The organism is Lacticaseibacillus sp. 22 (genome assembly GCF_055413445.1).
In genome coordinates, this window is sequence record NZ_JBVAYD010000032.1 from 18,709 (window position 1) to 32,511 (window position 13,803).

14 protein-coding genes are annotated in these 13,803 nt (G+C 46.0%); 13 read left to right on the forward strand and 1 reads right to left on the reverse strand.

Features of this window, described 5'->3' with window-relative positions; translation table 11 throughout:
* Window positions 1–324: 324 nt before the first annotated feature.
* From tyrS to ACWP87_RS12105, 4 genes are all read left to right on the forward strand, one after another.
* Window positions 325–1,596, forward strand: a complete 1,272-nt coding sequence (tyrS, locus tag ACWP87_RS12090) for a tyrosine--tRNA ligase (RefSeq protein ID WP_014569840.1) — start codon at window positions 325–327, stop codon at window positions 1,594–1,596.
* 302 nt (window positions 1,597–1,898) lie between these two features.
* On the forward strand, window positions 1,899–3,098 hold the full coding sequence (locus tag ACWP87_RS12095; RefSeq protein WP_014569839.1) for a C40 family peptidase: 1,200 nt from the start codon (window positions 1,899–1,901) through the stop codon (window positions 3,096–3,098).
* A gap of 450 nt (window positions 3,099–3,548) precedes the next feature.
* Window positions 3,549–3,956 (forward strand): GNAT family N-acetyltransferase, encoded by a 408-nt coding sequence (locus ACWP87_RS12100; RefSeq protein ID WP_014569838.1) that lies wholly within the window; start codon window positions 3,549–3,551, stop codon window positions 3,954–3,956.
* A 109-nt stretch (window positions 3,957–4,065) separates the two neighbouring features.
* Window positions 4,066–4,668 carry a guanylate kinase gene (locus ACWP87_RS12105; RefSeq protein WP_005687185.1) on the forward strand — a complete coding sequence of 201 codons (603 nt, stop codon included), beginning with the start codon at window positions 4,066–4,068 and terminating at the stop codon, window positions 4,666–4,668.
* A 200-nt stretch (window positions 4,669–4,868) separates the two neighbouring features.
* On the opposite strand, the gene ACWP87_RS12110 is transcribed toward ACWP87_RS12105, so the two are convergent.
* Window positions 4,869–4,982, reverse strand: coding sequence for a putative metal homeostasis protein (locus ACWP87_RS12110; protein ID WP_015765004.1), 114 nt, complete (start codon window positions 4,980–4,982; stop codon window positions 4,869–4,871).
* Between the two features lie 108 nt (window positions 4,983–5,090).
* On the opposite strand from ACWP87_RS12110, the gene ACWP87_RS12115 reads away from it, so the two are divergent.
* From ACWP87_RS12115 to ACWP87_RS12155, 9 genes are all read left to right on the forward strand, one after another.
* On the forward strand, window positions 5,091–5,543 hold the full coding sequence (locus ACWP87_RS12115) for a Fur family transcriptional regulator (protein ID WP_005687189.1): 453 nt from the start codon (window positions 5,091–5,093) through the stop codon (window positions 5,541–5,543).
* A gap of 256 nt (window positions 5,544–5,799) precedes the next feature.
* Window positions 5,800–6,243 (forward strand): hypothetical protein, encoded by a 444-nt coding sequence (locus tag ACWP87_RS12120; RefSeq protein WP_005687190.1) that lies wholly within the window; start codon window positions 5,800–5,802, stop codon window positions 6,241–6,243.
* Between the two features lie 20 nt (window positions 6,244–6,263).
* Window positions 6,264–7,223 (forward strand): DUF6681 family protein, encoded by a 960-nt coding sequence (locus tag ACWP87_RS12125; RefSeq protein ID WP_005687193.1) that lies wholly within the window; start codon window positions 6,264–6,266, stop codon window positions 7,221–7,223.
* Window positions 7,224–7,529: 306 nt separating this feature from the next.
* Window positions 7,530–8,267, forward strand: a complete 738-nt coding sequence (locus ACWP87_RS12130) for an amino acid ABC transporter ATP-binding protein (RefSeq protein ID WP_014569837.1) — start codon at window positions 7,530–7,532, stop codon at window positions 8,265–8,267.
* A gap of 193 nt (window positions 8,268–8,460) precedes the next feature.
* Window positions 8,461–9,285 carry a glutamate ABC transporter substrate-binding protein gene (locus ACWP87_RS12135; protein ID WP_005687202.1) on the forward strand — a complete coding sequence of 275 codons (825 nt, stop codon included), beginning with the start codon at window positions 8,461–8,463 and terminating at the stop codon, window positions 9,283–9,285.
* Between the two features lies 1 nt (window position 9,286).
* Window positions 9,287–9,931, forward strand: coding sequence for an amino acid ABC transporter permease (locus ACWP87_RS12140; RefSeq protein WP_005687204.1), 645 nt, complete (start codon window positions 9,287–9,289; stop codon window positions 9,929–9,931).
* Between the two features lie 15 nt (window positions 9,932–9,946).
* On the forward strand, window positions 9,947–10,609 hold the full coding sequence (locus ACWP87_RS12145; protein ID WP_005687206.1) for an amino acid ABC transporter permease: 663 nt from the start codon (window positions 9,947–9,949) through the stop codon (window positions 10,607–10,609).
* Between the two features lie 436 nt (window positions 10,610–11,045).
* Window positions 11,046–11,981 (forward strand): NAD-dependent epimerase/dehydratase family protein, encoded by a 936-nt coding sequence (locus ACWP87_RS12150; protein ID WP_005687208.1) that lies wholly within the window; start codon window positions 11,046–11,048, stop codon window positions 11,979–11,981.
* A gap of 269 nt (window positions 11,982–12,250) precedes the next feature.
* A complete protein-coding gene (locus tag ACWP87_RS12155; protein ID WP_005687210.1) occupies window positions 12,251–13,651 on the forward strand; it encodes a sugar transferase in 1,401 nt (466 codons plus the stop codon).
* Window positions 13,652–13,803: the final 152 nt, after the last annotated feature.

The following is a 13,803-nucleotide window of genomic DNA, read 5'->3' on the forward strand; positions in this document are numbered from 1 at the left end:
CAAATAGCGTGCATGTGTTAAAATTTGAGCTATAAAATTTACCAGCTGAGTCGCAGTAGTGTTATCTAGGTAGGCTTTCAGAAAAACGGTGGTTGCTGCAAACCGTTCCACCTGATAGCACGAATTACAGCTCAATGAATTCTGGCCGCGGGTCATGCCGATATCCATGAGAGTGATGCAAAGCATAATTTGGGTGGTACCGCGGTGAAAGTCGTCCCTGATCTTAGTTGATCAGGGACGACTTTTTTCGTAATCAGGTACATTTTGGCTCGAGGCTAACGTGCTGATCATGCTAGCCATATCGTAACGAGGAGGATTTTTCTAATGACAGAAACACAGCAAGGACAGATTTTAGATGAATTAAAGTGGCGGGGTGCGCTGAATCAGCTGACCGATGAAGCCGGGCTGCGCAAGTTAACCGAAGAAAAGGCGGTTAGCGTATACTGTGGTACCGACCCAACCGGCGATTCTCTGCATGTCGGTCATCTGATTCCTTTCATGATTCTCAAGCGCTTCCAGTTAATGGGACATCGACCGGTCATTTTAATCGGTGGCGGAACCGGTTCGATTGGGGATCCATCTGGCCGCAACTCGGAAAGGGTCTTGCAGACAATGGAGACCATTGCGACGAACAAGAAGAAACTGACGGCGCAGATGGAGAATCTGTTTGGAACCGACGATTTTCGAATTGTGGACAATTACGATTGGCTTTCCAAAATTTCGATGCTCGACTTTTTACGGGATTACGGTAAGTTGTTCTCGGTGAATAATATGCTGAATAAGGAAGTCGTGGCAAGTCGGCTTGAGACTGGCATTTCTTACACTGAATTCACCTACCAGATTTTACAGTCGGTTGATTTCCTCCATTTGTTTAAGCATGAAGATGTGCAGCTGCAAATCGGTGGGGCGGATCAGTGGGGGAACATCACGGCCGGCATTGATTTGATTCACCGATTTGAGGGACCTGACGCCCGTGCTTACGGCTTGACCAATCCGCTGATGTTGAAAGCGGATGGTACTAAGTTCGGTAAATCAGCTGGCGGAGCGGTTTGGCTGGATCCGGAAAAGACGTCACCATACGAGTTCTACCAGTTCTGGTTTAATCAAGACGATGCGGATGTCGAAAAATTCCTCAAGTTCTTCACGTTCCTATCTCGTGATGAAATTGCCGAGTTGGTTGAGGCCACTAAGACGCATCCGGAAAAACGTGCAGCTCAGCGTGAATTAGCCCGTGCCGTTACCAAGTTTGTTCATGGACAAAAAGCAGTTGATCAAGCCGAAAGTATCAGTGCGGCACTTTTCTCAGGCGATGTTGCGGATTTAAGTGCTGATGATATTAAGAAAGGTTTTAAGCAATTTCCAACGGTTGAAGCGCCGCAAACGGCAGAAAACATTGTGACCTGGTTGGTAGATACCACCAAGATCGAACCAAGTCGGCGGCAGGCCCGGGAAGATATTCAAAACGGTGCGATCACCATCAATGGCTCCCGTCAACGCGACTTAGACTTTGAAGTTGATCCAAGCACGCATTTTGATGGTCAATATGTCATCGTCCGGCGCGGAAAGAAGCGGTACTTCCTAGTTGAAATCAAGTAATTCGGTTACGGTGAGACGATGAATGAAGCTAGGTAGCGAGTCGCGGCTACTTTCAATCCGGTTAGCATTAAATGACAAAATAAGCAGGAAGTCAGGAGTAAAGAGCCGCTTTTATTCCTGACTTTTTTTAAATTTAAAAACGCAAATATAACTTAGAAATAAAATGGTTATTAAAATGATCATAAAGTGCTGCTGAAGTAATCGCAAAAGTATTCTGATGGTAACCACCCTGTAACGAGTTTGTAACAGTTCAGTGTTAGTGTGAACCTTGTGAACAAAATGAGAGCAGGAGTGGCGATAAAATGAGATTAAAGCAATTGGTTACGGGTGCCATCACGGTTGCAACATTAGCCGGTGTTGGGGTTTCGGGTTTCGCGGCAACAACCGTTCATGCGGCAGACGACAAAGCGAGCCTGCAAGCGCAAAATGACGATTTGTTGAAACAGGTTCAGACTGCCAACGAAAAAAGCGCCAAATTGAACAACGAGGTTTCCAATAAGGTTCTGGCGATTCAGGATGCCGAAGCCAAGATCAAGGACAGTCAGGCCAAGATTGCTGATTTCGCAGCACAACTGACAAAAGCCAATCAGGAAGTCAGCAAGCGTAAGAGCAATTTGAAGGATCAGCTGATTTCTTTGCAAAAGCGTGCCGGCGACTCGGTTACTGGCAATGTCTATTTTGACTTCATTTTGAACTCCGACAGTCTGACAGATCTTGTCGGCCGGTCATTGACAGTTAGCAAGTTGAGTCAAGCCAGCGCCGAAGCTTTGCAAGCCGTTAAAGACTCCGAAGCCAAGGTTAAAAACCTGAAAGCTGCTCAGGAAGCTAACCAAAAGAACCTGGTTGCAACCAAGAGCCAGCTTGAAAGTGATAAAGCCAAGATTGATGGCTTAAAGGCGGATGCTGATAAGGCAGCTGCCGATGCTCAACAAACGATTGATGCTAACAAAGAAAAGCTGGCAGCCATGGCCGCTGATGAAGCTGCCAAAGCTGAGGCGGCTCAAAAAGCAGTGACAGCCGTTGCTAGTTCCACCGCTAGCGCATCAAGCACTTCTGCTTCCTCTAGCACAACCGCTTCTTCAAATAGTCTCGGCTCTAGTAAAGCTGCATCTTCTCAGGCTCCCGCTTCAGCTGGAAGCAGCACAGTTTCCGTTTCCGGTGGCAGCATCGCCGGTAACGCCGCTAAATACCTCGGCGTACCGTATGTTTACGCCGGCACATCACCTGCTGGGTTTGACTGCTCAGGCTTAATCTATTACGCAGCTAAAGAAGCCGGAATTAGCCTGCCACGTACCTCTCAGGCGCAAAGCACACTTGGCTCATATGTTTCGGTTTCCGATCTCCAGGCTGGCGACTTGGTCTTCTGGGGTAGCGTTGGTAATGCTTATCACGTTGGCGTTTATATCGGTAACGGCCAGTACATCCACGCACCGGAGCCAGGACAAAACGTTACGGTTCAAAGTGTTGCTTACTTTGCACCAAGCTTCGGCCGTCGTCTCTAATTTATCGTTCACATCCTGCAAATAGTAACTAAAAGATCGGTCATGGCGACCGGTCTTTTTTAGTAAGCGCGAACAGGAGCGCTTAGCAATCGGAGTGTAAGTGGCCTCTAGCCTAAATGGCTGGTCTTTGGCCATTTAGGCTAGAGGTCCTTACACGTAGATTGCTGCGACTGTGAGCGCGTTATAGAACGCAATGTCTGTTCTCTTAATTGCCTAAATAAGAAACTTTACTGCCTACTAGCCACTTTCTGAAGTCAAATAGCCTTGGGCGTGATGGCTGGGCTTTGGCCATTGCGACCAAGGTCCTTACACGCAGATCCCTGCGCCGGTGAGCGCGTTACGATTACGCGAGCCTGAACATATCCATTGAGTATGAATGTATGCGACAATAGAACTCATTAAAGCGTTCATCAACGTTGATGTCGGTGGACGTTCAGGAGGAGGCTTATTATGATTAAAATTGATCAGCGTCAGTTAAATCAGGCAGATGTGCTTGCCCTTTATCAAGCGGTTGGTTGGAACATGTACACGCGAGATCCGAAGAAACTTGAGCGGGCGATAGCGCAATCGTTAAGCGTGCTGGGGGCTCATGATGGCGATCGGTTAGTCGGTTTGATTCGGGCGGTTGGCGATGGCGAGACGTTTTTATTTATTCAGGATTTACTCGTTTTGCCCAGTTATCAACGGCAGGGGATCGGGCGGCAATTGGTAAACGCATTAGTAGATCAGTTTCCACAGGTTCGTCAACGGGTCCTTTTAACCGATGATCAGCCCCAAACTCGCGCCTTTTACGAAAATATTGGTTTTGTTCAAAGTAGTAAAGTTGGTGTGATTGCTTTTTACCAGGATTTGACGTAAGTGAACCCGGTCAGCAAGTTTGGCATCAAAGCGCAAGGGTCGTTGATTTTGAGCTGACGAATCGGCGTAGGTTTGGTACAATCGAGGCAATCATTTAAGGAGGCTGCTCATGAAGGCTGCGCATAAGTTGATTGTGATCACAGGGGCAACAGGGACTGGTAAAACAACGGTGAGCGCGTATCTGCGCGACAACTACCGAATTCATCGGGTGATGACTCACACAACGCGGCCACCGCGGACTGGAGAACAAAACGGGGTTGATTATTATTTTGAGACACCGGCAAGTTTTGCGACTAAGCATTTTATTGAAAAAGTCACTTATGCCGGCTATGAATATGGGTCATCACATGAGTCGCTGGAGAAGAACTGGGCTAAGCATCCCTTCCTAAGCATCGTTTTGGATACCAAAGGCGCGATTACGTATGTTCGTGAGCTGCCAAAAGAAGTCGTCGTTTTGTTTCTGACCATTGACGATCCCACGGTTTTGAAAGATCGCCTGCTTGGTCGAGGAGATGAGCCGAACATGGTGGCAGCGCGATTGAAAAGCCCTGAATACAAACGCGACTTAACCTTGCCTGATGAACTTAAACCGTTTGCGACAGTCATTAAAAATGATCGTTGGGATGAAGCGCGACAGCAGATTGACCGGTTCATGAAGGACTTGGCGCTTAAAAGTTGTGGCTTTTTGTCGGTCGACACTGAACAGAAGTGACATGGTGGCAAAAAGGCCTTGGTCGAGAATTATCGCGATTAATTTTGTAAAATGTCTAGTAGACTGGTAATGTGTCGATAAAATGCTTGATGGCAGCACTAAAAGGCCTCTAATGACAAAAATCTTGTCGTTAGAGGCCTTTAACGTTTTTACTTTACAATTTTCGACATGGCAGCGACAATAAGGTGCCGTTCTGATTGTTATTTTGTCGTTTTCTTAACTGCCTTGATCACCCGTTTTGCTCGTGAACGGGTTTTGGGGTTTTTACTTTTGAGACGGCGTGCAGCAGATGCGTAATCGGCTTTTTCAGCCATGTTGCTTCCTCCTATCAGGCGTGATACACTGTAAGTTGCTAATCGTAACCAGTACGATTTGATAGAATACACGTCTAGAATTCAAGTGTCAAGCCAAAGGAGCCTCTTATGGATAACACAGCGATTGCTTTGAAGCAGTTAAAACAGCATGGCTACCGCGTCACCAAGCAGCGTGAATCGATGGTTGATTATTTAGGTAGAAATCAGCATCGGTACACGGCGGTGACGATTCTCGATCGGTATATGCGCACGCAATTTCCCGGGGTGTCGCATGATACGATATACCGCAATGTGAAGTCGTTCATTGAAATGGGCATCGTTGAAAGCCGTATGGAAGACGATCAAATTGTCGTTAAGCTTCAGTGCGACTTTCAACATCCGCACCACCATCATTTTATTTGTACCAACTGCGGCAAAGTGATCGAATTAAAAATGTGTCCCTTGAATTATTTTGAAGAACAGGTACCCGGCGCTAAGATTCAGAGCCATAATTTTGAACTCTACGGCTTGTGCGCAGCGTGTCAAGAACATGCTGATCGCTTGAAAAACGCTAATCGGTAGCTGAAGCGCTGTGAAAAAAATTTAACGGTAGACTAAATGAGGCGGCATCAGATCAATTATCTGATGTCGTTTCGTTTATTTACCAACTGCCTTTTCCATGCAGGCGATAGAATGTTGGTAAAGATAGTTCAAAGCAGCGGTTTCGCTACGCCGTTTTGGCTGCTGCTTAGAATGTCGTATAATTTTAGCGGTAACTTAAGATGCTTCGGGCTGTTTTTAGGGTAAAATGAATCGATGAATGAAAGGAGCTGGCTTCATGGCTTATCGAACACCGCCATTATTACCGCCGACTGCCATTGTTTCGCTCATTGTCCTGATTAGTGCCTATAATATTGTGAATACGATTAATCCGGTCAATCAACCAAAATCGGCAACCGAACAAAGTGAATTGGTTTCAAAAATAAAATCCGAATCGGCTTCACGGGCTGCACAATCAGCGTCTTCAAAAGCTGAGCCAAGTCAAACATCAACTTCGCAGCCATCTGCAGCAAGTCAGTCGCAGGTACAGGCGAGTCATCCATCTGGTGAAAAAGAAACAACGAGTACCGAGGCTTCTGCTTCAACGCCGAGTGCTTCGACCGCTTCAACGGCATCCGCCTCAACGCCAAGCAGCACCACGACCAGTAACGACCAAGCATCCGATCAAACGAGTACTGATAATGGCCAAGAGACGGATACCACCAGTAGTGGCGGTCAATAAGCCGCGGAAAGGATGAGATGATGTTAACTGTAATTGATATTATCAACCGCGTACTTGGCTACTTTAATATTGCTGACAAGCCAAAAGGAAAAGCCTTCACGTGGATAGCGTTTGTCGCCAATTTTTACCTACTTTACATCGCCATTCAAAACTTACGGTATCCGGATTTTCGAATTCGTGGTGCATTGTTCATGCTGGCGTTTGTTGTCTTTTTGTATTTTATTGCCTTAAACTTCTTATACTATTTTACAAATAAGACAACCCGGTTTGATATTTCGCCGACAGTTGAGAAGTGGTTGGGCAGTAATTCGGCTAAGAAAACTGCTGCCGAAAACGAATTGAAAACGCAACTGGGGGCAGCGCCGGCCAGTGGCGTGTTTACCCAGGATCAATTGCTGACGGCGGATGTGACCATGACGGCTGAGCAGCAAGCCAATTTGGATGACTTAGTTGCCAGTCTGGTTAAACAAGGCGTCTTGAGTCTGAATTATCAAGGGCTTGATGACAAAGCGATTAGTCGCGTGGCTCAAGAAACCCAGCAGCCAGTTCTAGCTATTGGCGCGCCGTTTCCAATTCCGTTTTTCGATTTGCAGCACACGGATCACGAGCTAATCATCACTGGCGGCTTGAATGCGCTGATGGCTAAGCCGCTAGCAACCATTGAACGAGTTGGTTTGTTACCGGCAGCGGAGGCGCAACGTGATTATCATCTAGTCGCCGCCAATGTCTTTTTAATTGGCGGAGAGCAAAAGTTACTCGGTCGCAGTGGTTTGCGCAAGGAGAAGCAGCCATACAGTTTAACGGTGCAGCTGGCTTATCAGGATAAGACGCCGGCTGCAAGCGAAGGTGAACAGCCGGCCGCTCCTGCAACTTTGCCAACACGAGAAGAGGCGCGGACTTCTGTGACAGAAAACAAAGCAACGTCTTCCGCGGAAGAACCGCCGTTGCCTACGCGTGAAAGTCGGCGTCATCAGCGGTAGGTAGTCGCTACTGTCAGATGGTTAAGAATAAAAATGCATATGAGTCGCGAGTTTTGAAAGTGCCATTAAAACTCGCGGCTCTTTTTTAATGCTGATAGTTGGCTGATATTAAAGTGTCGTATGGTGATCAGTGTTCACGGGTAAGTCACGATGAAAATCGTGGATGGTGCGGAATCCTGAGTTTCGGGAGTTTTACGGATTCGGTGGTCATAAAACTTGACTTTTTGAAAAGAAATATTTGCGTATCATTAATTTTATCTGTAAAATCCATGATAAGAGCAAGCGAACCCAAGGAGGTCCTCGAACATGTCTATGATCGAATTTCACGATGTTAACAAGTATTTTGGCAAATTCCAAGCCTTAAAAAATATTAATCTAACCATCGATCGCGGTGAGGTGGTGACCATTATCGGGCCTTCAGGTTCTGGTAAAAGTACGGTTTTGCGGTGCATCAATGGTCTTGAACGAATTACTTCCGGACAATTGATTGTCAATGACTTTGACTTGGCAGACAAAAAAACCGATATGAACCGGATTCGTAAAAATGTCGGCATGGTCTTTCAGCATTTTAATTTGTATGCGAATAAGAATGTCTTGCAAAACATCACTTTAGGCCCTGATTTAGTCTTGAAGCGAGACAAGGCGGAAGTTGAACAGGAAGCCCGCGATCTGCTTAAGATGGTTGGACTGGAGAGTAAGGCAGACAGTTTTCCGGGTGAGTTATCCGGGGGCCAACAACAGCGCGTGGCCATTGCCCGCAGTCTGGCGATGAAGCCTAAAGCCATCTTGTTTGACGAGCCAACCAGTGCCTTGGATCCGGAAATGATCGGGGATGTGCTGGACGTTATGCAGAAGATCGCCGAACAAGGCATGACGATGGTGGTGGTAACCCACGAAATGGGGTTTGCCCGCCATGTCGGCAATCGGATTGTCTTTATGGACGATGGCAAGATTCTAGTCGATTCAACCGATGTCAACCAGTTCTTCGACGATCCGCAAGAACCTCGCGCCAAAGAGTTTATCAGTAAGATCATCAATCATTAGTGTGACAAGACCAGTTGAGGATTGATTCCAGTTATGAGGCGTTTGCTGGCGGGACATTTCCGCCGGGAGGACTCGTGCTACGATAATGCGTTGGCTCCCGACCAGAAACTTGTGTGTAAGAACCTTGGTCGCAATGACCACACAATCCGGCTTCTACCCACGCTGGCTGGCGCTCACGAGGAGGGACATTAAAATGGCAAAAATGTGGAAACGCATGCTCCTGCCACTGGTGTTGTTACTATTGATGATACCGTTAAGCAGCTGTGGCAAAAGTGTGGCGGATCGTGATATTTTAGCGAACGCCAAGGCAACCAATACGATTATTTGGGGCGTCAAGGCCGATACCCGTCTGTTTGGCTTGATGAACATTAAAACCGGTAAAATTGAAGGCTTTGATGTTGATATGGCCAAGGCGATTACCAAGCAGATTTTAGGCAAAAAAGGGAACGCCCAGCTGGTTCAGGTGACCAGTGATACCCGCGTGCCGATGATTAAAGGTGGGAACCTGGACGCGGTGATCGCTACCATGACGATTACCCCGGAGCGCCAAAAGATTCTGGACTTTTCCGATGTTTACTTTAATGCCGGGCAAAGTCTTTTAGTTAAAAAAGGCAGTCCGATTAAGTCAGTGAAGGATTTGAAGAAAGGCACCAAAGTTATCGGCGTGCAAGGGTCCAATTCAGTTGATAATGTTAAAAAAGCTGCTCCCGACACCACTGTTCTGCAGTTAGCCGATTATGCGCAGGCGTTTACCGCTTTGAAATCAGGCCAAGGTGATGCCTTGACCACTGACAATGGGATTTTATACGGGATGTCAGAACAGGATAAGAACTATATTGTCACCGGGGGCACCTTCACTAAAGAGCCATACGGGATTGCGATTAACAAAGGCCAGAAGCCGTTTGTCAACGCGGTTAATAAGGCGATCAAACAACTCAAACAAAACGGGACTTATGCAAAGCTAATCAAGAAGTGGTTCGGCGATGTGCCAGGATTCAGTCTTAAGGAGGTGGAATAACATGTGGTCAATTCTTACCAATAATTGGAACACCTTTCTTTCCGGACTTGGTTTCACGTTAGCAGCGAGCATCTTAGCTTTGATTGGCAGCTTGATTGTCGGGACATTATTTGCACTCATGGAAATCTCGCCGTTTAAACCGTTACGAGTCATCGGGCGAATTTATGTCGAAGTTGTGCGCAACATTCCGCTGCTAGTTATTACTTTGGCATTCTACGTGATCGTGCCCCAGTTTATTGTCAAAATCGATGGCTTTACCGCGGGCACCATTGGCCTGTTGATTTACACGAGTGCCTTCATCGCAGAAACCGTGCGCGCGGGGATTGAAGCAGTTCCCAGCGGCCAGATGGAAGGTGCGCGGAGTATCGGGATGACTTATACGCAGGCGATGACGCAGATTATTTTTCCCCAGGCATTTAAAATTGTCATTCCACCACTGGGCAATCAATTTATCAATTTGGTAAAAAATAGTTCCGTTCTGGCCTTCGTTGCCGGATTTGATCTGATGTACCAAGGTAAATTAATTGCGGCGACAACTTTTTCGACTTTTGATACGTACTTAATCGTCGGCATTTTCTATTTGATTTTGACGATGCCGTTGAGTTACCTGATGCGTTATCTCGAGAAAAAATGGGTGACCGCCTAGAAAGGAGCAGGTTTTATGCAAAATTTTGTTGATGCGTATTCGTGGATTAATTTACGGTACCTGCTCCAAGGCTTAGGGGTGACTTTGGAAGTCTCGATTGCCTCGATTTTCTTCAGCTTTGTCCTTGGGGTTATTTTGGGCTTGGCACGCTATGTCAAGATAAAATATTTTTCGGCGGCGGTTGGCTTTGTCATTGACGTCATTCGTAATTTGCCGCTACTGCTGATTCTATTCTTCACTTACTTCGCTTTGCCAGACATTGGCATCCGGCTTAACGTCATTGTTGCCGCTATTGTTGCGATGAGCATCTTTGAATCGGCAATGTTGGCAGAAATCGTTCGCTCAGGCATCAACGCCGTACCGCGCGGGCAGATGGAAGCGGCGCGCAGTAACGGTTTGACCTTCTATCAGGCGATGCGGTACATTATCATGCCCCAAGCATTGAAGAAAATGATCCCACCGATTGTCAGCCAGTTTATTTCGCTGGTCAAAGACACATCACTGGCGACGATCATTTTACTGCCAGAAGCGACGTATCACGCGCAAATCATTTATGGTCAAAATATTAACTACATGATTCCAATGTTTGTGGCATTGGCCGTGATGTATTTTGTGGTGAACTATGCGTTATCTTTGGCAAGTCGGTGGTTGGATCGGCGGTTGGTACAGTCGAATTGAATGATTCTCGATATCAGTGCTTTAATAGCCATTAAAATCGGTCCTCGGCAGACGAACTTTGTCTGGTCAGGACCGATTTGCTTTAGTTATTTTGCAAAATCATCTGGCAAAAGCGTACAGATGGTGACACGGTGTCACCTCAATTTTAAATATAGGCAACAATCGGTCCTTTCGTAAGTGGGTACGTTGCCTCACCACACTTGGCAAAGTTTTGAACCGATTTGGGTTGCTGTTACTTTTTGACCACAAATTGCCTATGACGGCTGGTAAGTCCCCGTTCAAGCAAATGATCGGTCAGGCTGCTGCAAAGGGGTAACAGTTAAGGCGTTGACCGGTTCTTATCATTTTCCTAACATTTGCGATTAGCTGCGGTGGTCTGGTCGCTGCTGTGATACCATGAGAGAGAAATAAAACAAGCAAGACGGAGGAAATTATCTTGAGCAGCTACTTAGTGACCGGTGGCGCCGGGTTTATCGGTTCCAATTTGACGGAGCTTTTGTTGACGGATCCTGACAATACGATAACCATTGTCGATGATTTATCAATGGGCTTGCGGACCAATATTCCGGATTCTAGCCGGATTACCTTTTATGAACATAGCATCACGGATCATGCCTTCATGTCCCAGCTTTTGATGGAAGGCCGATTTGATTACATTGTCTTGTTGGCTGCTATTGCCAGTGTTGCTGATTCGGTTGAACGGCCGTACGCGACACATCAGGTTAATCAGGAAGCGAACCTGAACATCATTGAAACCTTGCGCACCCAGAAAATACCTTATAAAAAGTTATTCTTTGCAAGTTCCGCTGCAGTTTATGGTGATTCTCCTGAGCTACCTAAGAAAGAAGACATGGCCGTTAAACCGCTAACCCAATATGCAGTTGACAAATTTGCCACGGAACGCGCGGTTTTGAATTATGGCCGGCTTTATGACATGCCAATGGTTTGCACGCGCTTTTTCAACGTATACGGGCCGAAGCAAAACCCTAAGTCGCCTTATAGTGGGGTATTGTCGATCATGATGGCGGCGTTGCAAGAAGACAAACCATTCACCTTCTTTGGCGATGGCGAACAGACTCGCGATTTCATCTATGTTGGTGATGTGGTGCATGCGATTCGCGGCTTGTTAGAGACCCCAAGCGCTCGGGATGATGTTTTCAACGTTGCTAACGGCAAACAGACCACCTTAAATCAGGTTGCCAAAGAGCTTGAAAAACTCACTGGCAAAACGTTACATGCCACCCATAAAGCCCCGCGTCTTGGTGACATTCGCGATTCATATGCACAAACGGACAAGTTGGATCAGTTTGACTTCATGACCCACACGCCACTTGCACAGGGACTTGCCAAGTATGTGGCGTCGGTTCAGTAAACAATGATCGGCCAGGCGGTGAGAAGCTGACCGATCATCTTTCTTGTCAGGAGCAGTGCATGCCAGCCGGGCTGTAGGGAACGGTGCTCATTTTTTTGCCGCGACCAATATGGAAGTACGGGTTGTCATACACTGTCAGGTGGCGGTTTTGACGAAGGTTGTCTAGATTCAGTTAAAACGATATCCTGCAAAAGTGACGAATGCTGCCCATATGCTATAATGGGTCAGTTAGTTTCGTGTCAAGATATCAATATTGAGAGGGTTGCTGTATGAAACAGAGTGCCGAATGGAATGGCGTTAAAAGGCTGTTAACAATGATCGGCGATGTCGGTCTTTTTAATCTAAGTATCCTACTTGCCTTTTATTGGCGATTTGGCCGGAATATTCCGGAGTGGAACTTCTATATGTACGAACGATCTGCAGTCTATATTTCCTTGCTGTTCTTGTTCGTTAACTTCTTTTTAGGTGTTTATGTCTACTATAATCGGCGCATTAGTGACATCATCTTCAACACGGTTTTGGCACAACTTATTACCATCTCCGGTTTGACGATGATTACCTTTATGGGCCGGCTGTTTGCGTTTCCACGATTAGTGCTGGGCTATTCGTTTCTGTTAAGTATTCTTATCTTAGGCATCTGGCGCGTTTTCATCTATTACATGTACATTCGGTTTACGAGTAACTATAAAGTGGCCGTACTTTCCTATGAACATGAACTTCCGGCCGTGCTAGAAAATTTTAATTCAGCCAAAAACAATAAACATAAAGTTACCTATGTTGTTTCCGATCACTTTGTCGAAAATGCCAAAAAGATCATGGATAAGGTCGACATATTTTATTTAACTAAGAGTCTCCCCGATGAGCAACGCCGTGAAATTATTGATCTTATCATCAAAAATGAGCGAACCATTCTTTTACCTTCGACTTTCGAAAATCTGATGATGCTGCGTCCTAATTTAATGAACTTTGAAGATGAAAGTGTCATGGGTATTACTCAGTTTCGAATCAAACCAGAAAGCGCCATTCTAAAGCGTGCTTTTGACATTGTTGTTGGTATCTTGATGTTAATTGTCGCATCGCCACTGATGCTGGTAACTGCAATTTTGGTTAAGCTAACGTCTCCGGGTCCCGTTATCTATAAGCAGACGCGGATTACGTTGAATCAAAAAGAGTTTAAGATTCTTAAGTTCCGAACCATGTCGGCAACGGCAGAGGCAAAGTCTGGCCCGGTTCTTGCTAAAGCGCACGATTCGCGAATTACACCAGTTGGCAAGTACCTACGCAAGTTCCGATTAGACGAATTGCCGCAAATTTTTAACGTTTTAAAAGGTGACATGTCAATCGTGGGGCCACGTCCAGAGCGTCCTTATTTTGTCAACCAGTTCAACCAGCAGGAGCCGCATTACTACCTGCGTCACAATGTCCGGGCAGGTATTACGGGGTATGCACAGGTTTATGGTAAATATGCATCCGATTACCATAGCAAGCTCAAGTTTGATCTGCTATACATTAAGACCTACAGTATTTTCCTGGACGCGCGGATTTTGTTGCAAACGATCAAGATCCTGTTTGACAAAGTATCTTCACAGGGGTTGGAAGAAGATATTGAACCGGAACGGCAGAAGTTGCATGATCTGGTTGTTCAGCAGGATATTACGCATTTAAGTTGATTCGAATAATACTTCCAGAAAAAGCAACGGCACTACTTTTTCTGGAATTTTTTTGAAAACTGGCAAGACCTTGGGGACTAATGAATGCAACTAAGCTGATTGTGAATTGTAATCAGAATGTTTTTTTAAAGTTTGTCGAATCAATGTATAAT